Origin of the sequence: Pseudomonas cerasi (genome assembly GCF_900074915.1) — a bacterium.
GTDB classification, from domain to species: Bacteria; Pseudomonadota; Gammaproteobacteria; order Pseudomonadales; family Pseudomonadaceae; genus Aquipseudomonas; species Aquipseudomonas cerasi.
On sequence record NZ_LT222319.1, the window covers coordinates 2,018,751 to 2,041,489 of the forward strand.

The window sequence follows — 22,739 nt, forward strand, 5'->3', positions numbered from 1 at the left end:
GGTAACGGGGTGGACCCGTCAGAAGCCTGTCAGGCATTGCCTCGATGGGCTTGTTTCTCAGGTCCTTGCCTGTTGTTGTGCCAAGCCCGTCGTCGTTTCGTACAGCCGGGGGTGTGCTGTGCCAGTATTGAGTGAACAGCGTGTTCAGGTGCTGAACGCGTTAAAGACTGCTTGGAGGTCGAATTGGACAAGAACATGAAAATCCTCATCGTTGATGACTTCTCAACGATGCGGCGGATCATCAAGAACCTTTTGCGTGATCTGGGGTTTACCAACACATCGGAAGCGGATGATGGTCTGACCGCATTGCCGATGCTGCAGAGCGGTGCCTTTGACTTTCTGGTGACGGACTGGAACATGCCTGGCATGTCCGGTATCGATCTGCTGCGCGAAGTCCGCAAGGACGAACGCCTCAAGAGCCTTCCCGTGCTGATGGTCACTGCCGAAGCCAAGCGTGAGCAGATCATTGAAGCTGCCCAGGCTGGGGTGAACGGTTATGTAGTCAAGCCATTCACTGCCCAAGCCCTGAAAGACAAGATCGACAAGATCTTTGAACGCGTCAATAGCTGATGCAAGCCGCGAGGGCGCTATGGATAACAATGATTCGATGGCCGACTTTGAGTCGACCTTAAAAAGACACGCGCAGGAACTTGTCACCAGCCTTGAAAAGGGTCGTTTCGGTGACGCTGTGCAACTGATCCACGAACTCAACCAGACACGCGACCGCGGCCTTTATCAGGAAGTGGGCAAGCTGACTCGTGAGCTGCACAGTGCAATCGTAAACTTTCACATCGATCCGCACATGCCTCAAGCCGAGGAAGTGTCGCAGATCACGGATGCTACCGAACGCCTGTCGTATGTGGTGAGGCTGACCGAGAATGCGGCCAACCGCACCATGGACCTGGTGGAAGAGAGTACGCCGGTCATGAACGGCCTGAGTTCCGACGCCAAGGCGTTGAGCGATGACTGGGGACGTTTCATGCGCCGCGAAATCGGTGCCGAAGAGTTCCGCGAGCTGGCCAAGCGGGTCGATGGTTTTCTGACGCGTACCGAGAAGGAAACCCATCAGGTTTCCGCGCATCTCAACGACATTCTGCTCGCCCAGGATTACCAGGACCTTACCGGTCAGGTCATCAAGCGTGTGACGCAACTGGTGACCGAAGTCGAGAGCAATCTGCTCAAACTGGTGCTCATGGCCAGTCATGTCGATCGCTTCGCAGGCATCGAACATGACGAACAATCCATCCTCGATGAAAAAGATCCTAAAAAACATCTCACTCAGGGTGAAGGTCCGCAGATTCATGCCGATAAACGTGAAGACGTCGTATCCGGACAGGATGATGTAGACGATCTGCTATCGAGCCTCGGCTTCTAAGATCTGTAGACGGTTAATTTTAGGGAGCACCCCATGAGCTTCGGCGCCGATGAAGAAATCCTTCAGGATTTTCTGGTAGAGGCCGGCGAAATTCTGGAGCAGTTGTCAGAGCAATTGGTCGAGCTGGAAAGCCGACCGGATGATGCTGATCTGCTCAATGCAATTTTTCGCGGTTTTCACACTGTAAAAGGGGGCGCCGGCTTCCTCCAGCTCCATGAGCTGGTGGAGTGCTGCCACATCGCCGAAAACGTGTTCGACATCCTGCGCAAGGGTGAGCGTCGCGTTGATTCCGAACTGATGGACGTGGTCCTGGAAGCACTGGACACCGTCAACAGCATGTTCGGTCAGGTACGTGAACGGACTGACGTAACTCCGGCGACGCCAGAACTGCTGGCCGCGCTGTCGCGTCTGGCCGAGCCACAATCCGCCGACGAGGCCGCGGCTCCCGAGCCAGAGCCGGAGCCCGAGCCGGTGGTCGAAGTCCAGGCTGCTGCGGTTGCAGAGCCAGCGCCTGGCGACGAGATTACCGATGATGAATTCGAGCAACTGCTCGATTCGCTGCACGGCTCCAGCCCGGTGTCTGCAGCGCCTGCACAGGCGCCAGCAGCAGCGGCCGCGCCGGCGGGTGACGAAATCACCGATCAGGAATTTGAATCCCTGCTTGATCAGTTGCATGGCAAGGGCAAGTTTGCGGCCGATGCTGCAACCGCTCCGGCCCCTGCACCTGTGGCGCAGGGCAGTGCAGCGCCTGCCGGTGACGAAATCACCGACGACGAATTCGAAGCGTTGCTCGATCAACTGCACGGCAAAGGTTCGTTTGACGCCGCGGTAGCGACGCCAGCAGCTGCTGCACCCGTAGCCGTTGCTGCCAAGGCGCCCGCTGCTGCGGCCGCGTCGGACGAAATCACCGATCACGAATTTGAAAACCTGCTCGACGAATTGCACGGCAAGGGCAAGTTCGAGCCTGAGGCGATTGTTGCCAAGGCATCTGCTCCGGCAGCCGCAGCGGCTGCTCCGCCACCGCCGCCACCTGCTGCCAAGCCTGCTCCGGCGCCTGCTGCGAAAGCAGAGCCGGCCAAACCTGCTTCGGCGCCAGCCCCTGCGCGCGCTCCTGCACCCAGCGGCGAAAAGCCGGTGGCGACAGAAGCCGAAACCACGGTTCGTGTCGATACCGCCCGACTGGACGAGATCATGAACATGGTCGGCGAGCTGGTGCTGGTGCGTAACCGCCTGGTACGCCTGGGTCTCAACAGCGGCGATGAAGCCATGTCCAAGGCGGTTTCCAACCTGGATGTGGTCACCGCCGATCTGCAGACTGCGGTGATGAAAACCCGCATGCAGCCGATCAAGAAAGTCTTCGGTCGCTTCCCGCGTCTGGTTCGCGACCTGGCTCGCCAGCTCAAGAAAGAGATCAACCTGGAGCTGGTCGGTGAAGAGACCGACCTCGACAAGAACCTCGTAGAGGCGCTCGCCGATCCGCTGGTCCACTTGGTGCGCAACGCTGTCGACCACGGTATCGAAACGCCGGAAGAGCGCGAAGCCACGGGCAAGTCCCGCGGCGGTCGTGTGATCCTTTCGGCGGAGCAGGAAGGCGACCATATCCTGCTGTCGATCTCCGATGACGGTAAGGGCATGGACCCTAACGTCCTGCGCTCCATTGCTGTGAAACGCGGCGTCATGGACAAGGATGCAGCCGATCGGTTGAGTGACACCGATTGCTACAACCTGATCTTCGCGCCGGGCTTCTCGACCAAGACCGAGATTTCCGATGTGTCGGGTCGCGGTGTGGGCATGGACGTGGTCAAGACCAAGATCTCCCAGCTCAATGGCTCGATTAATATCTATTCGACCAAGGGCCAGGGTTCGAAGATCGTCATCAAGGTGCCGTTGACCCTGGCGATCATGCCGACCCTGATGGTGATGCTGGGCAACCAGGCCTTCGCTTTCCCGCTGGTCAACGTCAACGAAATCTTCCACCTGAACCTGTCGACTACCAACGTGGTTGATGGCCAGGAAGTGGTGATCGTACGTGACAAGGCCTTGCCGCTGTTCTACCTCAAGCGCTGGCTGGTCAGTTCTGCGGCTCATGAGGAACAGCACGAAGGGCACGTAGTGATCCTGACGGTCGGCACTCAGCGCATCGGTTTTGTCGTCGATCAGCTGGTCGGTCAGGAAGAAGTGGTCATCAAACCGCTGGGCAAGATGCTGCAAGGTACGCCGGGCATGTCGGGCGCCACCATCACCGGTGACGGTCGCATTGCCCTGATTCTCGATGTACCGAGCATGCTCAAGCGTTACGCCGCACGGCGTATCTGAACCCGGGGTTGCGGGCAGCCTGGCTGCCTGCGACACCTATTGGAGTGTTTATGGCAGTCAAGGTCCTGGTGGTGGATGATTCCGGTTTTTTCCGCCGCCGCGTTACGGAAATTCTTTCTTCGGACCCCAACATTGTAGTTGTCGGCACCGCCACCAACGGCAAGGAAGCGATTGAGCAGGCGCTGGCACTCAAGCCGGATGTCATCACCATGGACTACGAAATGCCGATGATGGATGGCATTACGGCAGTTCGCCACATCATGCAGCGTATCCCCACCCCGGTATTGATGTTCTCGTCGCTGACGCACGAAGGTGCGCGCGTGACGCTGGATGCTCTTGACGCCGGTGCGGTGGATTTCCTGCCCAAGAATTTCGAAGATATCTCGCGCAATCCGCAGAAGGTCAAGCAACTGCTGTGCGAGAAAATCAACAGCATTTCACGCAGCAACCGCCGTTCCAGCGGCTTCGGTTCAGCCAGTGCAGCTCCGGCCGCACCGGCTCCTTCGACGTTGTCCAGCCGCGCGTCTGCGCCAGCCCCTGCACCTGCCAGGACGGTGCCGTCACGCACGGCGACACCTGCTGCGGCTCCGGCTGCCCCGGCCCCTCATGCGCCGGCGCACCCGACTACTTCAGGCACAGCCAAGCGTAAGGCCTACAAACTGGTGGCCATCGGCACCTCAACCGGCGGCCCGGTCGCGCTGCAACGGGTGCTGACTCAATTGCCAGCCAATTTTCCTGCACCACTGGTGCTGATTCAGCATATGCCTGCGGCGTTTACCAAGGCATTTGCCGAACGTCTCGACAAGCTCTGCAAAATCAGCGTCAAGGAAGCGGAAGACGGCGACGTGCTGCGTCCTGGCCTGGCGCTGCTGGCGCCGGGTGGCAAGCAGATGATGGTTGACGGGCGCGGTACGGTGAAGATTCTGCCGGGCGACGAACGTCTCAATTACAAGCCGTGCGTCGACATCACCTTTGGCTCGGCTGCCAAGTCCTACGGCGACAAGGTGCTCTCGGTGGTCCTGACTGGTATGGGTGCCGACGGCCGCGAGGGCGCGCGACTGCTCAAGCAGGCCGGCAGTACCGTGTGGGCGCAGGATGAAGCGAGCTGCGTGATTTATGGCATGCCGATGGCCATCGTCAAGGCCGAACTCGCGGATGCGATCTACAGCCTCGACGACATCGGTCGGCACTTGGTAGAGGCCTGTCTCTGATGGATGTACTGAGCCTTATCGGTCTGATTCTGGCGTTTGTCGCAATCATTGGTGGTAATTTTCTCGAAGGCGGGCACCTCGGTGCCTTGCTCAATGGCCCGGCAGCTCTGATCGTGCTGGGCGGTACGCTCGGTGCTTCGCTGTTGCAGTCGCCGATGAGTGCGTTCATGCGTGCCATGAAAATCATCCACTGGATCATTTTCCCGCCGCGTATCGACCTGCCCGGTGGGGTTGACCGGGTCATCGGCTGGAGCATGACCGCCCGCAAAGAGGGCTTGCTGGGTCTTGAAACCGTAGCCGATTCCGAGCCCGACGGTTATGCCCGCAAAGGGTTGCAACTGTTGGTCGACGGTGCCGAGCCTGCAGCGATTCGCAGCATTCTTGAAGTGGATTTCATCACCCAGGAAACCCGCGATATCCAGGCTGCGAAAGTATTCGAAAGCATGGGCGGCTACGCGCCGACCGTGGGTATCATCGGCGCGGTCATGGGCCTGATTCATGTCATGGGCAACCTGGCTGACCCCAGCCAACTGGGCAGCGGTATCGCCGTCGCCTTCGTTGCCACGATCTATGGCGTGGCCATGGCCAACCTGATCCTCCTGCCAGTGGCGAACAAGCTCAAGGCCATCGCCCACCGTCAGGCGCGCTATCGAGAAATGTTGCTTGAAGGTCTGTTGTCCATCGCCGAGGGTGAGAACCCGCGCTCCATCGAACTCAAGCTGCAAGGCTTCATGGAGTAACAGCGAATGGCTCGCCGTCGTCAGGTCGAAGAACATGAAAATCACGAACGCTGGCTGGTGTCGTATGCCGACTTCATTACCTTGCTGTTTGCGTTTTTCGTGGTGATGTACTCGATTTCCTCGGTCAACGAAGGCAAGTACAAGATTCTGTCCCAGGCATTGGTCGGCGTGTTCAATGACACCGAACGCACCATGAAGCCGATCCCCATCGGTGAGCAGCGCCCGGTTTCAGTCAAGCCCGCCGAGCCGCTGGTCAAGGACAGCGAGCAGACTGACGCAGGCATAGGTCAGGCGTCCGATGACCCGTTGCAGACCATTGCCCAGGACGTGCGCGATGCGTTCGGTGACCTGATCAAGTCCGACCAGATGACTGTGCGCGGCAACGAACTGTGGATCGAGATCGAACTCAACTCCAGCATGCTTTTCGGCAGTGGCGATGCGATGCCCAGCGACAAGGCCTTCACCATCATCGAAAAGGTCGCCGGAATCGTCAAACGCTTCGACAACCCGATCCATGTCGAGGGCTTTACCGACGACCAGCCGATCAGCACTGCACAATTTCCGACCAACTGGGAGCTGTCTTCAGCACGTTCTGCCAGCATTGTGCGCATGCTGGCCATGGACGGTGTCAATCCGGCGCGTCTCGCTTCGGTGGGCTATGGTGAGTTTCAGCCGATCGCCCCCAACACCAGCACCGTCGGACGCGCCAAGAACCGCCGTGTAGTGCTGGTTATCTCGCGCAATCTGGATGTTCGCCGCAGCCTGACCAGCGCTGGATCGGCCAATGTGCAACCGGATGCCGCATTGAGGCGTGCTGGCACACAAACTGCACCGGTGCCAGCAAAGCCGCCGGTACGCGCGAACGCCGTCAATTCTCCGTCACCCGCCCCCTAAACATCGTATCGGTATGGTCGTCGCTGTACGGAAGGAAAAACATTAATGAGAGTCTGGGCAGTAGCCAACCAGAAAGGTGGAGTCGGAAAGACCACCACGACCATTGCCCTGGCCGGTTTGCTGGCCGATTCAGGCAAGCGCGTGGTCGTGGTCGATCTGGACCCTCACGGCTCCATGACCAGTTATTTCGGGCATAACCCGGACGAACTGGAACACAGTGCTTTCGATCTGTTTCTGCATAAAGGCGCGGTGCCGGAGGGTCTTCCCGGCCAGTTGCTGCTGCCTACCAGCGATAAACGTATCTCGCTGATACCCTCCAGCACCGCGCTCGCCACACTGGAGCGTCAATCACCGGGTCAGAGCGGCCTGGGCCTGGTTGTCGCAAAAAGTCTGGCTCAGTTGTGGCAGGATTTTGACTATGCGTTGATCGACAGTCCGCCGCTGCTGGGCGTTCTCATGGTCAATGCCCTGGCGGCCAGCCAGCAGCTGGCGATTCCGGTGCAGACCGAGTTTCTGGCCGTGAAAGGTCTGGAGCGCATGGTCAATACGCTGACCATGATCAACCGTTCGCGCAAGGTGCCGCTGCCTTATACCATCGTGCCGACATTGTTCGACCGTCGTACCCAGGCATCGCTGGGCACCTTGAAATTGCTGCGCGACAGCTTCCCCGAGCATGTCTGGCAAGCCTATGTGCCGGTCGATACACGATTGCGCGATGCCAGCCGACTGGGGCTTACGCCGTCGCAGAACGACAGCAAGAGTCGTGGTGTGATCGCTTACCGGGCATTGCTCAAGCATATGCTCGCCGAGCAGCTCAATGCGCAGGTGGCCTGACGTGAACGTCTACTCTTTCTACATTGTTTGCTCAAGTGATGCCTCAATGCGGCCGATAACTGTATCAGGCTGCACATGCTCCATTTTTTGTTGGGCCCCGGTATGAACCGCCCTGTAGAAGTTGCAACACGACCCAAACTGGCTTTGCAGTCCTACCTGGACGCATTGTTGTACGACGCGACTGAAGTGCTCGAAGAGCCCGTCAGCAGCATCGATGAATTTCAGGCGGCTGTGCTCGAAGAGCAGGCCTTTGATGCGCGGATGCAAGCGCAGGTCAAGCCGCTGGCCGTCGCGGTTGCCGCACCGGCTCCGGTGGCGGTAGCGGTCAAGGTTGAGGCGCCTGCGCCAGTGGTTGAAGTCGCTCCGGTGATCGTTGCCGAAGCGGTGCAGGTTGAAGTGGCTCAGGTTGAGGAGGCAGTGCCAACCGTTGCGCTGGTAGAACCGGTCGCCGAGTTGAGCACGCTGGCAGCCCAGCGTACGCCGACACCACCGCCGACCAGTGATGGTCGTCCGGCATGGGCTGCCGAGCCGTTCGAATGCCTGTTGTTCGATGTGGCCGGTCTGACACTGGCGGTGCCGTTGGTGTGCCTGGGGTCGATTTATCCGCTGGCGGGGCAGGAGCTGACGCCGCTGTTCGGTCAGCCGGACTGGTTTCTCGGGATCCTGCCTTGCCAGGCAGGCAACCTGAAAGTGTTGGATACGGCGCGCTGGATCATGCCTGATCGCTACCGCGACGATTTTCGCCAGGGATTGCAGTACGTGATTTCGGTGCAGGGATACGAGTGGGGGCTGGCGGTGCATCAGGTCAGTCGTTCGTTGCGTCTTGATCCGAACGAGATCAAATGGCGCGCGCAGCGAGGTCATCGTCCATGGCTGGCGGGCACGGTCATCGAGCACATGTGCGCGTTGCTGGATGTTGCAGAGTTGGCCGAGCTGATAGCCAGTGGCGCGGTCAAGCAGTTGAACAAGTCGAAATAATCATGGGTCGGTGCCAGTGGCGTCACCTGCAAAGAACACACGTGAGGGGTTGGGGTTATGAATAAGTCGTCTGCACAAGGTTCCGAAGATCCTATTCTGCAATGGGTTACGTTCCGCCTGGACAACGAGTCCTATGGCATCAACGTAATGCAGGTGCAGGAAGTGCTGCGCTACACTGAAATCGCCCCGGTGCCGGGTGCGCCAAGCTACGTACTGGGCATTATCAACCTGCGCGGTAACGTCGTGACCGTGATCGATACCCGTCAGCGTTTTGGCCTGGCCCCGGTTGAAGTCAGCGACAATACGCGTATCGTGATCATCGAAGCCGACAAGCAAGTGGTCGGTATCCTGGTCGACAGCGTGGCGGAAGTGGTTTACTTGCGTCAGTCAGAAGTTGAAACTGCGCCTAACGTCGGTAACGACGAATCGGCCAAGTTCATTCAGGGCGTTTGCAACAAGAACGGCGAACTGTTGATTCTGGTTGAACTGGACAAAATGATGTCCGAAGAAGAGTGGTCCGAGCTGGAGAACATCTGATTGATCTTTGAGGTAGCTGTCGTCTTCCTGGGCATTCTCTGGGTTGTCACCCTGTTTATGTTCCTGGCCCATACCAGGCGTCAGCGCAAGCTCGACGCCGGGCGTGACGAGGCGGCTGCCTTGCGGGATCAGCGGATCAAGGAGTTGGCCAGGCGTCTGGACAACTACCAGAACGGCACGGTGCGCATGGGCGAAGCGTTGCATGAGCTGCGTGCCGTCGTTGCGCCGTTGCCCGACAAGCTCACCGCCCTGGAGCAGCGCGATCCCTCCACGCTGTCCTTCGCCCAGGCCGCCCGTCTGGTCGGCATGGGTGCCAGCATCGACGAGCTGACCCAGTCCTGCGGCCTGACCCAGGCCGAAGCGCAATTGATGACCAAACTGCACGGTAATACAGCGAGCTAGTTTCTCGTTCGTATGGCTATCGTTCCCATGCTCCGCGTGGGAATGCAGTTCGTGACGCTCCGCGTCACACAGTGGTTCTGTGATGTCAGGTAGATTGAGGTTCGACTCAGGTCACCTTTTCGCCCCTCGGCGAGTTACTTTGACGGGCCAAAGTAACCAATCCCCCTCGCTCCTGTTTCCGGCCCGACTTCGTCGGGTTCCTTCGTCCTGTCACTAACGTCGCACTCTGCGTCGTCAGTGCCATCGCGATAAAAAAGCGCATTTACGATAGCCGTGAGCGCTGGAGAGTTTGGAACCTGTAACTCAGTCCCTGCGCCCTTACTGCTCGTCCAGCGCAAACTCGGTCAGACAGAACGTCGGGATCTTCAGGTCGTTAAGACGCTTGGAACCGCCCAGTTCCGGCAGGTCGATAATCGCAGCGGCCTCGTACACTTCGGCACCCATGCGGCGGATCAGGTTGGCGGCGGCGATCAGCGTGCCTCCGGTCGCGATCAGGTCATCGAACATGATGACCGAGTCACCTTCGCACAGGCTGTCGGCATGCACCTCCAGATACGCTTCGCCGTATTCGGTCTGATACGCCTCTGACAGTACATCGGCAGGCAGTTTGCCTTGTTTGCGGAACAGCACCAGCGGCTTGTTCAACTGATAGGCAACCACCGAACCAATCAGAAAACCCCGCGCGTCCATGGCGCCGATATGGCTGAACTCGGCATCGATGTAGCGCTGCACGAAGCTGTCAATCACCTGACGGGTGGCCTTGGGCGATTGGAACAGGGGCGTGATATCGCGGAAGACCACGCCCGGCTTTGGGAAGTCCACGACCGGGCGGATGAGGGATTTGAAGTTCGATTGATCGAAAGTCATCAGGGGGTTCCATGGCAGTTTTGGCCGACAGTTTAAGCCGACCCGCCAAAGATCGCACGTTTCAGCTTTGCATCGACCCGCCAGCCAGCGCACACAGCTCGATGGGGGCGAGGATGTGAATCTCTTTGCCCTCGGCAGAAATCAGCTGATTTTGCTGGAAACGGGTAAATACACGGGACACCGTCTCGACTGCCAGACCCAGGTGATTACCGATTTCATTGCGCGACATGCTCAGTCGGAACTGATTGGCCGAAAAGCCTCTGGCGCGGAAGCGTGCAGACAGATTGATCAGAAAGGTGGCGATACGCTCATCGGCGGTCTTTTTCGAGAGCAGCAGCATCATTTGCTGATCGTCGCGGATCTCACGGCTCATGACGCGCATCAACTGCCGACGCAGCTGCGGCAGTTTCACGGACAGTTCGTCCAGACGCTCGAAAGGGATCTCGCAGACCGATGTGGTTTCCAGTGCCTGGGCCGAGACCGGGTAAGCCTCGGCGTCCATGCCTGACATGCCCACCAGTTCGCTGGGCAGGTGAAAGCCGGTGAGCTGTTCTTCACCGCTGTCACTGATATTGAAGGTTTTCAGTGCCCCGGAACGCACCGCGTAGACCGACTCGAAGGTATCCCCCTGACGAAACAGAAACTCGCCCTTTTTCAGGGGGCGGCCGCGTTTGACGATCTGGTCAAGGCAGTCCATGTCTTCGGTATTCAACGAAAGGGGCAGGCACAACGGCGCGAGACTGCAATCCTTGCAATGAGCCTGGGTTTGAGCGCGCGACTTGACTGGCTCGGACATCACTTAATTCCTTGTGGGAAATCACACATAAGCTGTAAGGGTAACTCACCCGTGCTTGTCGGGGCCAGCCTGCAAATCTTTCGCAGTCATCAAGGTCGCAGACTGTCTGCCGATAACCCTGTATTCCTTCAGCCACATCAGGATGCCTTGGCATGTCAACGACACTCCCGTTGATCAACAGCATTACGATACGGACTGCGACCTCGCAGACCACCTACAGTTATGCCGAGCAAAGCACTGCCGAGACATCTGCAAGCGAGACAAAGGGCGTACAGGTCAATTTGTCCGCAGAAGGCAAGGCGGCTGCTTCATCGTCCTCCAAAAACGCCGATATCGAGCAGAGCGGCCTGCCTGCTTCCGTGCAGAAGATCCTCAAGGCGATTCGCGAGCTTCAGCGCAGGATCGAGGAAACCATGGAGCAGATCCAGAAGGCCCTGAATGACCCCAGCCTGAGCCCCGAGGAGCGACGGACCAAGGCCGCGGCACTGCAGACCGTGCTCAGCACGTTGCAGGCGCAGGTGAGCAATTCCACGGCCGATATGTCGTCGCTCATGAACGGCCTGGGCTCCAGTGACGCCGACAAGACCAAGGCGGGGATGCTGGTTCTGGCCAAAATGTAGAACCTGGACGCGGGTCATATCACTCGGGAGAACTGCTGTCTGTTGTGCCGGGTCAGGTAAGCATCGAAGACCATGCACACTGCGCGTACCAGCAGTCGGCCTGCCGGTCTGACTTCAATGCCCGTCTCACTCAGCGTAATCAGCCCGTCGCTGGCCATGCCGAGCAGTTGCGGCCACGCTTCGCTGAAATAGTCCCTGAAATCGATGCAAAAGGTCTTCTCGATCTTGCCGAAATCCAGGGTGAAGCCGCAGATCAATTGCTGAATGATGGCGCGCCTGATGCGGTCGTCATCGTGGCAGATCAGTCCACGTCGAGTTGCGGGCTGGTCGCTGTCCAGCAGCCTCAGATACTCGCTCAGGTCGCTGCTGTTCTGGCTGTACAGCTCACCGACCTGACTGATGGCCGAGACACCCAGGCCGATCAGGTCGCAGTGACCGTGCGTGGTATAGCCCTGAAAGTTGCGTTGCAGGGTCAGGTCTTCCTGAGCGATGGCCAGCTCGTCGTCGGGCAGGGCGAAATGGTCCATGCCGATGTAGCGATAACCGGCGTTGCCCAATTGCTCGACGGTGCGCTCCAGCATCAGCAGTTTGCTCGCTGCATCCGGCAGATCCGCAGCGTCGATGCGCCGCTGCGGCATGAAGCGCTCGGGCAGATGCGCATAGTTGAACACCGACAACCGGTCGGGCTGCAGATCGATGACCTTGTCCACTGTGTGGCTGAAAGTCTGCGGGTTCTGTGCGGGCAGGCCGTAGATCAGATCAATATTCACCGAACGAAATTGCAGCGTGCGCGCCGCTTCGACTATCGCGCGGGTCTCTTCCAGGCTTTGCATGCGGTTGATCGCCCGCTGCACCGTCGGGTCAAGGTCCTGCACGCCCAGGCTGACCCGGTTGAAACCCAGCTCGCGCAGCAGTCCCATCGTCGACCAGTCCGCTTCGCGAGGATCAATCTCGATGCCATAGTCGCCGGAATCGTCGTCCAGCAGGTTGAAGTGTGAGCGCAGTTGCGCCATCAAGCGGCGCAGTTCGTCGTGACTGAGAAAGGTCGGCGTGCCGCCGCCCAGGTGCAGTTGCTCTACCACCTGATCGGGCGCCAGGTGACAGGCGAGCATTCGCATCTCGTGTTCGAGCCGTTTCAGGTAGGCCTGAGCGCGGCCGCGGTCGTTGGTGATGACTTTGTTGCAGGCGCAGTAGTAGCAAATGTTCGCGCAGAAGGGCAGATGCACGTAAAGCGACAACGGACGTGATGCCTTGCGGCTTTCGCGCAGCGCATGCAGCAGGTCGAAGGCGCCCACTTGGGTATCGAACTGCGCTGCAGTCGGATAGGACGTATAGCGCGGCCCCGACACATCGTAACGATGGATCAGGTCTGAATCCCAACGAATGGCGTCAAACATGCGCGCGTTTCCCGGTCTGGCTGGCGATGTCGCGAGCATACGCAGGAGGCCGGGGGGCGGCGTTGATGTGGATCAAGTGGCAAGAGTTGCCAGCGTCAGTGCCCCATCAGCCAGTGCTGGTGGGGGCCTGGCAAGGTCCAGACACCGAAGACCATCACCAGCAAACCTCCCGCCATGCGCACACCACGCTTGCGTAACAAGACCGTGGTGCGCTCGGCAGCCAGACCGGTGGCCAGCAGAACCGGCCAGGTGCCCAGCCCGAAGGCCAGCATCAGCAGCGCGCTGTCGAGAGGGTTGCCCTGACTGGCGGCCCACAGCAGGGCGCTGTAGACCAGCCCGCAAGGCAGCCAGCCCCACAGCGCACCGAGCACCACGGCGCGCGGCACACTGGACACCGGCAACAGGCGACCGGCCAAGGGTTGCAAATAGCGCCACAGGCCTCGGCCGAGACGCTCTATATAAGTGAGCCCGCTCCACCAGCCGGCCAGGTACAGCCCCATCATGATCAGCAATACGGCAGCGACGATGCGCAAGCCCGTCGCCAGCGGACTTTGTGCCACCGCCCAGCCGACCAGTCCGGAACACAGGCCAGCTGCGGCGTAACTGAGAATGCGCCCCAGGTTGTAGGCCAGCAGCAAACGAAACCGGCGACTGCGCTGTTCCTTGGGGATGGCCAGCGTCAGGGCGCCCATCAGGCCACCGCACATGCCCAGGCAGTGACCACCGCCCAGCAGCCCGAGAATGAACGCCGAGAACAGCATCGAGGCGAGTTCAAACATCGCGTTTCTCGTCCGGGCCCGACTGCGGAGACTCAGGCGGGACATGCTCCACAGGCGGCGTGTCATCGAACAAGATGCTGTGTGCCGGACCTTCCATGTCGTCGTACTGACCGCTGTCCACTGCCCAGAAGAACACGTAGATCGCCACGCCTACCAGCAGCAGAGCGGCAGGGATCATGATGTAAAGCGCGGGCATGAAACCTCCGGTGCAGATTGGGGGGCAGGGGCACGACGCGGCAGGCGGGTCAGGCGCAAGGCGTTGAGCACTACCGTCAGTGAACTGATCGACATGCCGATCGCCGCCCACACCGGAGTGATCCAGCCCAGGGCCGCGAAGGGCAGCACGAGGCCATTGTACAGACCGGCCCAGAGCAGGTTTTCGATAATGACGCTACGCGTGCGTCGGGCCAGATTCAGCGCGTCGATCAGCACCGGGAGGCGGTTGCACAGCAGCACCGCGTCAGCGCTGGTTTTGGCGAGGTCGGTGGCCGAGCCCATCGCCACACTGATGTCGGCTGCTGCCATGACCGGTACGTCGTTCACCCCGTCACCGATCATCAGCACCTTGCGCCCCTGAGCCTGAAGCCGGCGCAGCACCTCCAGCTTATCGTCCGGGCGCATACCGCCACGCGCCTCGTCGATGCCCAGCGCCTGCGCGACGCTGTCAACCATCGGTGAGCTGTCGCCTGACAACAGCAGCGTTTTCCAGCCTCGCGACCGGCATGCCTGTAACAGGATGTCGGCATCCTCGCGCAGTCGGTCGTCCAGCACCAGCCATGCGAGCGGGCCCTGCGCATCGCCCAGCAACAGCCATTGGCCGCAACGCCCGGTTGGCAAGGGTGTTTCAGCACCGCTCAACGCGCAGACGAATGCCGCCTCGCCGATGCGCAGCAGATGCCCGTCAACACGACCTTCCAGCCCCAATCCCCGTGTGCTGAGCACCTCTTCGGCAGCCTTTGGCGCTCGACCGAACGCGCGGGCGATGGGGTGCTCGGAGCGATTTTCCAGGGCCGCCGCCAGTTCCAGGCAGTGATTGGCGTCCAGCTCGCGCAATGGGTGAACGCTGCGTAACGTCAGGCGTCCTTCGGTCAGAGTGCCGGTCTTGTCGAAGATGACCGTGTCGATCTGGTTGAGGCCTTCGAGCACATGACCCCGGGTCAGCAGCAGGCCGAGTTTGTGCAGCGTGCCGGTCGCCGCAGTCAATGCGGTCGGTGTCGCCAACGAGAGTGCGCAGGGGCAGGTGGCGACGAGCATGGCCAGGACGATCCAGAATGCGCGCGATGCGTCCAGCTGCCACCAGATCACCCCGATCAGTGCGGCCGCGATCAGCGAAAACAGCAGAAAGTTCTGTGCCGCCCGGTCGGCAATCTGCGCGAGTCGGGGCTTTTCTGCCTGCGCGCGTTCGAGCAGCCGGACAATGGCCGAAAGACGGGTTTCGTGGCCCAGCGCCGTCACGGCAACGGTCAGTGGGCTTTCGACATTCAGCGTTCCTGCGGTGACCGCATCGCCCACTCTGCGCATCTGTGGCAAGTATTCGCCGGTCAACAGCGATTCATCGATACTGGAGCGACCCTCGAGGATTTTGCCATCGGCCGGTATCACTGCACCGGGCTGTACCAGCACCCGATCGGCCAAGTGCAGTTCGCTGAGCATGATGCGCTGGCTCTGGCCCTCGTCGCTGAGGCGCAGGCATGAGGCGGGCAGCACGTTGACCAGTTGGGCCGTGGCCGCTGCCGTGCGCTCGCGGGCGCGGCGTTCCAGGTAACGTCCTGCCAGCAGGAACAGTGCAAACATGCCGACTGCATCGAAATACAGCTCGCCAGCGCCGGTGACGGCGGTCCAGATCCCCGCGGCGTAGGCCGCGCCTATTGCCAGCGACACCGAGACATCCATTGTCAGGTGGCGGCTGCGCAGGTCGCGCAAGGCACCGCGAAAGAATGGCGCGCAACTGTAGAAGACGATCGGCGTGGTCAGAAACAGCGCCACCCAGCGCAGAATGGTGTGCATCTGCGGGCTGAGGTCGATATTGAATTCCGGCCAGGTGGCCATGGTGGCCATCATGGCCTGAAACCACAGCAGGCCGGCTACGCCCAGTTGTCGCAACGCCAGACGATTGTCACGCGCCAGGCGTTCGGCTGCACGGTCGGCCTGCCATGGATGGGCGACATAGCCAATCGCGTGCAGCTCGCTCAGCAATTGGCTGAGCGCAAGCTGGTCGGGGTGCCAGCGCACCAGCAGGCGATGAGTGGACAGATTCAGGCGCGCTTCGGCCACTGCTGGCAGCCGCCCCAAGCGTTGCTCGATCAGCCAGCCGCAGGCCGCGCAACTGATGCCTTCGACAAGCAGGGTGGCTTCTGAAAGGTCGTCGTCGTGGCGCACGAAGGGCGCCTGTACGTCGGGGCGGTCGTAGAGCACCAGTTCCTCGAACAATTGGCTGGGCAGGCTTTCCGGGTTGGCCGAGGTTTCACTGCGGTGGCGGTAATAGTCGTCCAGACCGCTGGCGACGATGGCCTCGGTCACTGCCTGACAACCGGGGCAGCACAGTTGTCGGGTGGCACCGAGCACTACCGCGTTGAAATGGCTGCCCGCTGGAACCGGTAAGCCGCAGTGGTAGCAGTGCAGCGGAGCAGGAGAGGAGGGCTTGGCCACGCTCAGTCTTTCCGGCGTTGCGCGGCTTGCAGGGGCTCGTCACCCAGGGTCACGTCGTCAGTGCCGATCTGTTCCTCCTCGAAGAGGCGCCAGGTCTGCTCGCCTTCGACACCCAGCAGTTCCACAAAACGCCGACCATCGACCTTGTCCTGCAACTGACCGATGTAACGGCCCGGTTCCGACGGGCTGCGGGTCAGGAACACCCGGCGATCACTGGCAGGGCGCGTGGGCGAAATGAGGTTGAGTTCCAGACGCTCCGGGTTGCTGTTGCCGCTCAGGTGCAGCCCGACTTCTCCGGTCAGCTCATCCAGGTGCAGGCGCGCGTGCAGTTTGAGGGTCTGGGCGAGCACTTCGCGATTCAACGAGCGATTGATGCCTTTGCCGGCCTCGTAATAGTTATCGGTGACCAGCGGATCCGGGTGGGTCACGGCGATGAACACCATCGACAGGCTCAAGGTCACCGAACCGGTGAGGATGGCGATGATGATCCATGGCCAGAGGTGCCGGTACCAGGGGCTTGCAGCAGTCGCAGCGGGCATGACGGTGCTCTTAACGAATGGGTGGGCCGAGGAAGCGGCTTTGGGTCTCGACCTGAGTATCGCTGTCGATGTCCTTGAGGGTAAAGGTTACCTCGTTGCTGTGCGACGGCAGTTTTTCCGGCGCACTGGACAGCTCCACCGGCAGGCTGACGATTTCGCCTGCCGGGACACTGATTTCCCGACGGCCCTGCAGTCTCAGGTCGGGCAGGCCGCTGGCCTGCAGCACATAGGTGTGGTCCACCTGATCCTTGTTCATCACTTTCAGGCTGTAGACGTTTTCGATCCGGCCTTCGGCGTTTTCCCGGAACAGCATGCGGTCCTTGCTGACCTCCAGACCCACCAGCGTGCGCATGCAGAAAGCAGCCGTCAGCAGCGCAATCATCAGCAGCAGGACCAGCGCATAACCGACCAGACGTGGGCGCAGAGTGCGGGTGCGTTGCCCGGACAGATTGTGTTCGGTGGTGTAGCGAATCAGGCCGCGAGGGTAGTCCATCTTGTCCATGACCGTATCGCAGGCATCGACGCACGCCGCACAGCTGATGCACTCCACCTGCAGGCCGTCACGAATGTCGATGCCGGTCGGGCAGACCTGCACGCACATCGTGCAGTCGATGCAGTCACCCAGCCCCAGTGCCTGAGGATCAGCCTCCTTCTTGCGCGGGCCTCGGGCTTCGCCACGATTCTGGTCGTAGGAGATAATCAGCGTGTCCTTGTCGAACATCACGCTCTGGAATCGCGCATAGGGGCACATGTAAATGCATACCTGTTCGCGCAGCCAGCCGGCATTCAGGTAAGTGGCCAGGGTAAAGAAACCGACCCAGAAATAGGCCCAGCCATCCGCCTGGCCCGTGAACAGATCCACGCACAGCGCGCGGATGGGTGAGAAATACCCGACGAAGGTCATGCCGGTGGCAAGCCCGATCAGCAGCCACAGGCTGTGCTTGGCGAACTTGCGCAGCAGTTTGCCGGCACTCACCGGGGCATGGTCGAGCCTGATGCGCTGGTTGCGGTCGCCTTCAGTGACTTTCTCGCACCACATGAAGATCCAGGTCCAGACACTCTGCGGGCAGGTATAGCCACACCAGACACGGCCGGCATAAACGGTGATGAAGAACAGCCCGAACGCTGCAACGATCAGAATGCCGGACAAGAGGATGAAATCCTGTGGCCAGAACGTCGCGCCGAAGATGTAGAACTTGCGTTCCGGCAGGTTCCACCAGACCGCCTGATGCCCGCTTCGATTCAGCCAGACCGTGCCGAAGAAGATAAGCAGCAACAGGGCGCCGCCGAGCATCCGCACATTTCGAAACAGACCCTTGAACGCGCGGGTCTGGATTTTCTCGCGCGAAGCGTAGAGGTCGGTGAATTCGCCGTTTATTTCGGATGCCGGGGTGATGTCGTGTACTGGAATCTGCTTGGTCATCGATGAGTCCAGCGGCGGTGGCCTGGCCCCGGCCTATAAAGGTCTGGCAGGTTCACACCCGCGTTCAACGTGATGCACGTGAATAAACGGCCGCTTCTTCATTCAACTGGCTGACCCAGGGATTGAGCAGCGCGACCCCGCACGACTGAAAGTCCATTGTGTTGCGTGTGACCACGGTCATGCCATGCACCAGCGCAGTGGCGGCGATCAGCGCATCGCTTTCGCTGCGCGGGTCGGGAACGTGCAATTGCGCGCAGCGCCTTGCGACCTGAGTGTCGACTGTCAGGATACGTCCGGCGAACGCCTTCATTACATGCTGGTCGAGCCACATTCGCAATACAGCGCCTTGTGTCGGGTCGCGGCGTTCGATGCGCAGGATACCTGTTTCGAGTTCAAGAATCGTGATGGACGAGATGAACAGGCTGGAGGCCATCTGCGTTCGCGACCAGCGCAGCACATTAGCGTCAGCAGTGCGCTTTCTGAGCTCTGAAACCACGTTGGTGTCGAGCAGGAACATCAGGACAGATCAACCTGTCGGGGCGTGATCACGGCGCGCTGAGGCTCGAACTCGATATCGATGTCAGTGGGCATTATCAGCAGGTCGGCGATGCTTGCCGCACTGCCGGTCAGCTTCAGGTAATCCTCGATGCAAAGCAGCACATGGGCCGGGCGGCCGCGGTCGGTAATGAACACCGGACCTTCGTTAGCCGCTTTCTTGGCCCCGCTGGTGTCCTGATTGAATTCACGGCTGGAGAGGGTAGTGGGCATGTGCGCGACTTCCAGAATGAGTAGACAGAGTGTCGTGGTCGTGAACGAGTCTAGTCATGTAGAGATGTAACTACAAAGAATTTGTTCTTTCAGAATACTACGGTCACATGCTGACCGGAGCTCTGTCATCTGGATTCAGGTGGCTGCTCCTGGCGGGACAGGCTGTAAACATAGGCAGCCAGAATGTGAACCCGGTCATTGCCTTGCAGTGCTTGCTGAGCAGGCATCTGGCCCTGGCGGCCATCACGAATGGTCTGCTGCAACTGAGCGAAGCTGGAACCGTAGATAAACGCACTGGGGTGGGTCAGGTCCGGCGCGCCGAGAATCGGCATTCCCTTGCCCTCTGGCCCATGACAGGCAACGCACAGGCTGGCGAAGGTCTTTTGTCCGGCCACCGGGTCAGCTTTCGCATCTTCCGGTAGCGGGCGGGCGTCCAGCTGCGTCAGCACATAGGCCGCCACATCGCGAACACCCTGTTCGCCGAGCACGCTGCCCAGAGCCGGCATCACGCCCATACGCCCGGCGAGGATGGAGGTCTTGATCGCCTGGGCATCGCCGCCCCAACGCCAGTCGGCATCGGTCAGGTTGGGGAAGCCGTAGGCACCTTTCGCGTCAGAGCCGTGGCAGACCGAGCAGTTGGAGGCAAACAGGCGTGCACCGATTTTCAACGCCTGCGGATCTTTGGCCACTTCCTCGACGGGCATGGCGGCGTACTTGGCAAACAGCGGCCCGTAACGGGCTTCGGCGTTTGCCACTTCCCGCTCCCATTCGTGGACACTGGTCCAGCCTTGCTGGCCGTCGGAGAATTGCGTCTTGCTGTCCTGGTCACGGTATTCATAACCGGGCAGCAAACCCTGCCAGTTGCCCAGGCCCGGGTACAGGAGCAGATAGCCCAACGCAAAGACGATGGTCGCTATGAATAGGTAGAACCACCATCTGGGTAGCGGGTTGTCGTATTCCTCGATACCGTCGAATGTATGGCCGACAGTTTCATCCGTGGGTTCGTCGGGCTGACCTTTGCGCGTGGACACAAGCAGCCAGAGCATGGCGATGATGGTGCCCAGGGTCAGGACCGCGACGTACAGGCTCCAGAACGTACTCATGACCGGCCGTCCCGTTCAGCCCTGGCAGTTTCGACCTTGCCGATGGCCTCGGGATCATCCGCGAAAGGCAGCAGGGTCGCGTCGTCGAAGTCTGCCTTGCGGGCAGGGCTGAACACCCACAGCATCAGGCCGATGAACGCCACCATCACGACCAGTGTGCCAAGGCCTCGAATCATTCCGATGTCCATCATGTTCACCGTTTGCTCTTGATGAGCGTGCCAAGGCCTTGCAGATAGGCCACCAGCGCGTCCATTTCGGTCTTGCCCTGTACCGCAGCCGCCGCACCGGCGATATCCGTGTCGGTGTAAGGGGTGCCGAGGGTACGCAGCACCTGTAGCTTTTTCGCAGTCTGCGTGCTGTCGATGGTCTTCTCGGCCAGAAACGGATAAGCCGGCATGATCGAGGTCGGGACCAGGTCGCGCGGGTTGTTCAGGTGTACACGGTGCCACTCGTCCGAGTAACGACCGCCGATCCGTGCCAGGTCCGGCCCGGTGCGTTTGGAGCCCCACAGGAAAGGATGATCCCAGACGCTTTCGCCTGCCACCGAGTAATGCCCGTAGCGCTCGGTTTCGGCGCGCAGCGGTCGGATCATCTGCGAGTGGCAACCGACGCAGCCGTTGGCGATGAATACATCACGGCCTTCCACCTCAAGCGCGCTGCGTGGCTTCATGCCCTCGATAGGCTGGTTGGTCACGTCCTGAAAAAACAGCGGGACGATCTGCGTCAGTCCGCCGATGCTCACGGCAATCACCATGAAGAAGGCCAGCAGGCCGATGTTTTTTTCCAGCGCATCATGCTTCATCAATGCGCCCCCGCGACTGCGATGCGGGTGGCCGCCTCGGCCGCCTGCGGGTCCGAGGCCCGTATCGTACGCACGACGTTGTAGGCCATCAGCAACATACCGCTGGTGAAAATCGCGCCGCCGATGGCCCGCACGATATAGCCCAGGTGGCTGGCCTGCATGGTTTCGATGAAGGAATAGGTCAACGTGCCATCGTCGTTCACCGCGCGCCACATCAGGCCCTGGGTGATGCCATTGACCCACATCGAGGTGATGTAAAGCACGGTGCCGACGGTCGCGAGCCAGAAGTGCGTGTTGATCAGGCTGACGCTGTACATATGCGGTCGGGCATAGAGTTTCGGAATCATGTGGTAGATCGACCCGATGGTAATCATCGCGACCCAGCCCAGCGCCCCGGCGTGGACATGGCCGATGGTCCAGTCCGTGTAGTGCGAAAGCGAGTTGACGGTCTTGATTGCCATCATCGGGCCTTCGAAGGTCGACATGCCATAGAACGCCAGCGAGACCACCAGAAAGCGCAGTATCGAATCGGTCCGCAACTTATGCCACGCGCCCGACAGCGTCATCATGCCGTTGATCATCCCGCCCCAGCTGGGCACCAGCAGAATGATCGACATGACCATGCCCAGCGACTGCGCCCAGTCCGGCAGCGCGGTGTAGTGCAGATGGTGCGGACCGGCCCAGATATACAGGGTGATCAATGCCCAGAAATGCACGATGGATAAACGATAGGAGTAGACCGGGCGCTCGGCCTGCTTGGGCACGAAGTAATACATCATGCCGAGAAAACCGGTGGTCAGGAAAAAACCGACGGCATTGTGTCCGTACCACCACTGGATCATGGCGTCGGTCGCGCCAGCGTAGGCCGAATAGGATTTGAACAGGCTAACCGGCAACGAGATATGGTTGACGATGTGCAGCATGCCGGTCACCACGATGAACGCGCCGTAGAACCAGTTGGCGACGTAGATATGCCGGGTGCGGCGTTTGATGATGGTGCCGAAAAACACTGCAGCGTAGGCGGCCCAGACGATGGCCAGCAGAATCGCCACCGGCCATTCGAGCTCGGCATATTCCTTGGTGGTGGTGTAGCCCATCGGCAGGGTCACGATGGCGCCGACGATCACGGCCTGCCAGCCCCAGAAGGTGAAGGCCGCCAGACCATCGGAAATCAGCCGCGTCTGGCAAGTGCGTTGCACCACGTAATAAGAGGTGGCGAACAGCGCGCAGCCGCCGAAGGCAAAGATCACCAGATTGGTGTGCAGCGGGCGCAGGCGTCCGAAGGTGGTCCATTCAAGTTCCAGGTTCAGCCCTGGCCAGACCAGTTGCGAAGCAATGAACACGCCCAGGCTCATGCCGACCACACCCCAGACCACAGCCATGATGGCAAACTGGCGCACCACGGTGTAGTTGTAGGTTGTAGGACTGATTGTTGTGCTCATTGCAGACTTCCACGATTCAGAGGGTTACCGCAGACGTAATCGGGCCAGGGCGATGCAGCGCTGGCAATCGCATCGAAGCACACCGAAGAGGCAGGGGCAGGAACAGACAGGCACATCAATGAGCGTCAAAGGGCTGCGGCAGACGCGTGTCACGAGTTTAGCGTTGAAACAGGGGGTGTGGGAAGTCGCAGGTTCTGTACGAAAAGATGCTGCGCAATGCGTCAGCGAGTATTCCGCACCCCGTTGCAGGGTGCGGAGTTCACGCAT

Annotated in this window: 25 protein-coding genes; 11 read left to right on the forward strand and 14 right to left on the reverse strand. The window is 60.2% G+C overall.

Annotated elements, in window-relative coordinates; genetic code table 11:
- Positions 1–195: 195 nt before the first annotated feature.
- The 10 genes from PCPL58_RS11750 (at position 196) to PCPL58_RS11795 (ending at position 9,287) form a co-directional block, all read left to right on the forward strand.
- Positions 196–570 (forward strand): chemotaxis response regulator CheY, encoded by a 375-nt coding sequence (locus tag PCPL58_RS11750; RefSeq protein ID WP_161420660.1) that lies wholly within the window; start codon positions 196–198, stop codon positions 568–570.
- 19 nt (positions 571–589) lie between these two features.
- A complete protein-coding gene (locus PCPL58_RS11755; RefSeq protein WP_003370183.1) occupies positions 590–1,375 on the forward strand; it encodes a protein phosphatase CheZ in 786 nt (261 codons plus the stop codon).
- A gap of 33 nt (positions 1,376–1,408) precedes the next feature.
- On the forward strand, positions 1,409–3,691 hold the full coding sequence (locus tag PCPL58_RS11760; protein ID WP_044309024.1) for a chemotaxis protein CheA: 2,283 nt from the start codon (positions 1,409–1,411) through the stop codon (positions 3,689–3,691).
- A 50-nt stretch (positions 3,692–3,741) separates the two neighbouring features.
- Positions 3,742–4,902, forward strand: a complete 1,161-nt coding sequence (locus PCPL58_RS11765) for a protein-glutamate methylesterase/protein-glutamine glutaminase (RefSeq protein ID WP_003370188.1) — start codon at positions 3,742–3,744, stop codon at positions 4,900–4,902.
- Positions 4,902–5,642 carry a flagellar motor protein gene (locus PCPL58_RS11770; RefSeq protein ID WP_003436124.1) on the forward strand — a complete coding sequence of 247 codons (741 nt, stop codon included), beginning with the start codon at positions 4,902–4,904 and terminating at the stop codon, positions 5,640–5,642. The genes PCPL58_RS11765 and PCPL58_RS11770 overlap by 1 nt, the downstream gene beginning before the upstream one ends.
- Before the next feature lie 6 nt (positions 5,643–5,648).
- Positions 5,649–6,536 carry a flagellar motor protein MotD gene (gene motD, locus PCPL58_RS11775; RefSeq protein ID WP_003370193.1) on the forward strand — a complete coding sequence of 296 codons (888 nt, stop codon included), beginning with the start codon at positions 5,649–5,651 and terminating at the stop codon, positions 6,534–6,536.
- Positions 6,537–6,581: 45 nt separating this feature from the next.
- Positions 6,582–7,370: a ParA family protein gene (locus PCPL58_RS11780; protein ID WP_003370196.1), complete on the forward strand. Its 789-nt coding sequence runs from the start codon at positions 6,582–6,584 to the stop codon at positions 7,368–7,370.
- A gap of 75 nt (positions 7,371–7,445) precedes the next feature.
- Complete coding sequence (locus PCPL58_RS11785; RefSeq protein WP_065349457.1) at positions 7,446–8,348, forward strand: CheW domain-containing protein; 903 nt, start codon at positions 7,446–7,448, stop codon at positions 8,346–8,348.
- A gap of 57 nt (positions 8,349–8,405) precedes the next feature.
- Complete coding sequence (locus PCPL58_RS11790) at positions 8,406–8,885, forward strand: chemotaxis protein CheW (RefSeq protein ID WP_003370201.1); 480 nt, start codon at positions 8,406–8,408, stop codon at positions 8,883–8,885.
- A complete protein-coding gene (locus PCPL58_RS11795; protein WP_003370204.1) occupies positions 8,886–9,287 on the forward strand; it encodes a DUF2802 domain-containing protein in 402 nt (133 codons plus the stop codon).
- A 318-nt stretch (positions 9,288–9,605) separates the two neighbouring features.
- On the opposite strand, the gene PCPL58_RS11800 is transcribed toward PCPL58_RS11795, so the two are convergent.
- Positions 9,606–10,154 carry an adenine phosphoribosyltransferase gene (locus PCPL58_RS11800; RefSeq protein ID WP_065349458.1) on the reverse strand — a complete coding sequence of 183 codons (549 nt, stop codon included), beginning with the start codon at positions 10,152–10,154 and terminating at the stop codon, positions 9,606–9,608.
- Positions 10,155–10,215: 61 nt separating this feature from the next.
- Positions 10,216–10,950: a fumarate/nitrate reduction transcriptional regulator Fnr gene (fnr, locus tag PCPL58_RS11805; protein ID WP_003370208.1), complete on the reverse strand. Its 735-nt coding sequence runs from the start codon at positions 10,948–10,950 to the stop codon at positions 10,216–10,218.
- 152 nt (positions 10,951–11,102) lie between these two features.
- Here fnr and PCPL58_RS11810 point away from each other — a divergent pair, with 152 nt between their 5' ends.
- Positions 11,103–11,570: a hypothetical protein gene (locus PCPL58_RS11810; RefSeq protein WP_044309021.1), complete on the forward strand. Its 468-nt coding sequence runs from the start codon at positions 11,103–11,105 to the stop codon at positions 11,568–11,570.
- 14 nt (positions 11,571–11,584) lie between these two features.
- Here the strand turns inward: PCPL58_RS11810 and hemN are convergent, their stop codons facing one another.
- The 12 genes from hemN to ccoN form a co-directional block, all read right to left on the reverse strand.
- Positions 11,585–12,967, reverse strand: a complete 1,383-nt coding sequence (gene hemN, locus PCPL58_RS11815) for an oxygen-independent coproporphyrinogen III oxidase (protein ID WP_065349459.1) — start codon at positions 12,965–12,967, stop codon at positions 11,585–11,587.
- Positions 12,968–13,062: 95 nt separating this feature from the next.
- Positions 13,063–13,746: a sulfite exporter TauE/SafE family protein gene (locus tag PCPL58_RS11820; RefSeq protein WP_065349460.1), complete on the reverse strand. Its 684-nt coding sequence runs from the start codon at positions 13,744–13,746 to the stop codon at positions 13,063–13,065.
- On the reverse strand, positions 13,739–13,942 hold the full coding sequence (gene ccoS, locus PCPL58_RS11825) for a cbb3-type cytochrome oxidase assembly protein CcoS (RefSeq protein WP_003370219.1): 204 nt from the start codon (positions 13,940–13,942) through the stop codon (positions 13,739–13,741). Before ccoS ends, PCPL58_RS11820 begins: the two co-directional genes overlap by 8 nt.
- Positions 13,921–16,395, reverse strand: a complete 2,475-nt coding sequence (locus PCPL58_RS11830; RefSeq protein ID WP_065349461.1) for a heavy metal translocating P-type ATPase — start codon at positions 16,393–16,395, stop codon at positions 13,921–13,923. The genes ccoS and PCPL58_RS11830 overlap by 22 nt, the downstream gene beginning before the upstream one ends.
- A 2-nt stretch (positions 16,396–16,397) precedes the next feature.
- The gene (locus tag PCPL58_RS11835) at positions 16,398–16,934 is read right to left on the reverse strand and encodes a FixH family protein (protein ID WP_003370222.1); all 537 of its coding nucleotides are present in this window, start codon (positions 16,932–16,934) and stop codon (positions 16,398–16,400) included.
- A 10-nt stretch (positions 16,935–16,944) separates the two neighbouring features.
- A complete protein-coding gene (ccoG, locus tag PCPL58_RS11840; protein ID WP_065349462.1) occupies positions 16,945–18,357 on the reverse strand; it encodes a cytochrome c oxidase accessory protein CcoG in 1,413 nt (470 codons plus the stop codon).
- A 64-nt stretch (positions 18,358–18,421) separates the two neighbouring features.
- Positions 18,422–18,874: a type II toxin-antitoxin system VapC family toxin gene (locus tag PCPL58_RS11845; RefSeq protein ID WP_003370226.1), complete on the reverse strand. Its 453-nt coding sequence runs from the start codon at positions 18,872–18,874 to the stop codon at positions 18,422–18,424.
- On the reverse strand, positions 18,874–19,125 hold the full coding sequence (locus PCPL58_RS11850) for a type II toxin-antitoxin system prevent-host-death family antitoxin (protein WP_065349463.1): 252 nt from the start codon (positions 19,123–19,125) through the stop codon (positions 18,874–18,876). Before PCPL58_RS11850 ends, PCPL58_RS11845 begins: the two co-directional genes overlap by 1 nt.
- Before the next feature lie 125 nt (positions 19,126–19,250).
- Complete coding sequence (gene ccoP / locus PCPL58_RS11855) at positions 19,251–20,228, reverse strand: cytochrome-c oxidase, cbb3-type subunit III (RefSeq protein WP_065349464.1); 978 nt, start codon at positions 20,226–20,228, stop codon at positions 19,251–19,253.
- Positions 20,225–20,416, reverse strand: coding sequence for a CcoQ/FixQ family Cbb3-type cytochrome c oxidase assembly chaperone (locus PCPL58_RS11860; protein WP_032699162.1), 192 nt, complete (start codon positions 20,414–20,416; stop codon positions 20,225–20,227). The genes ccoP and PCPL58_RS11860 overlap by 4 nt, the downstream gene beginning before the upstream one ends.
- Positions 20,417–20,421: 5 nt before the next feature.
- A complete protein-coding gene (gene ccoO / locus PCPL58_RS11865) occupies positions 20,422–21,030 on the reverse strand; it encodes a cytochrome-c oxidase, cbb3-type subunit II (protein WP_003370233.1) in 609 nt (202 codons plus the stop codon).
- Positions 21,030–22,472 carry a cytochrome-c oxidase, cbb3-type subunit I gene (gene ccoN / locus PCPL58_RS11870; RefSeq protein ID WP_065349465.1) on the reverse strand — a complete coding sequence of 481 codons (1,443 nt, stop codon included), beginning with the start codon at positions 22,470–22,472 and terminating at the stop codon, positions 21,030–21,032. Before ccoN ends, ccoO begins: the two co-directional genes overlap by 1 nt.
- Between the last annotated feature and the right edge of the window lie 267 nt (positions 22,473–22,739).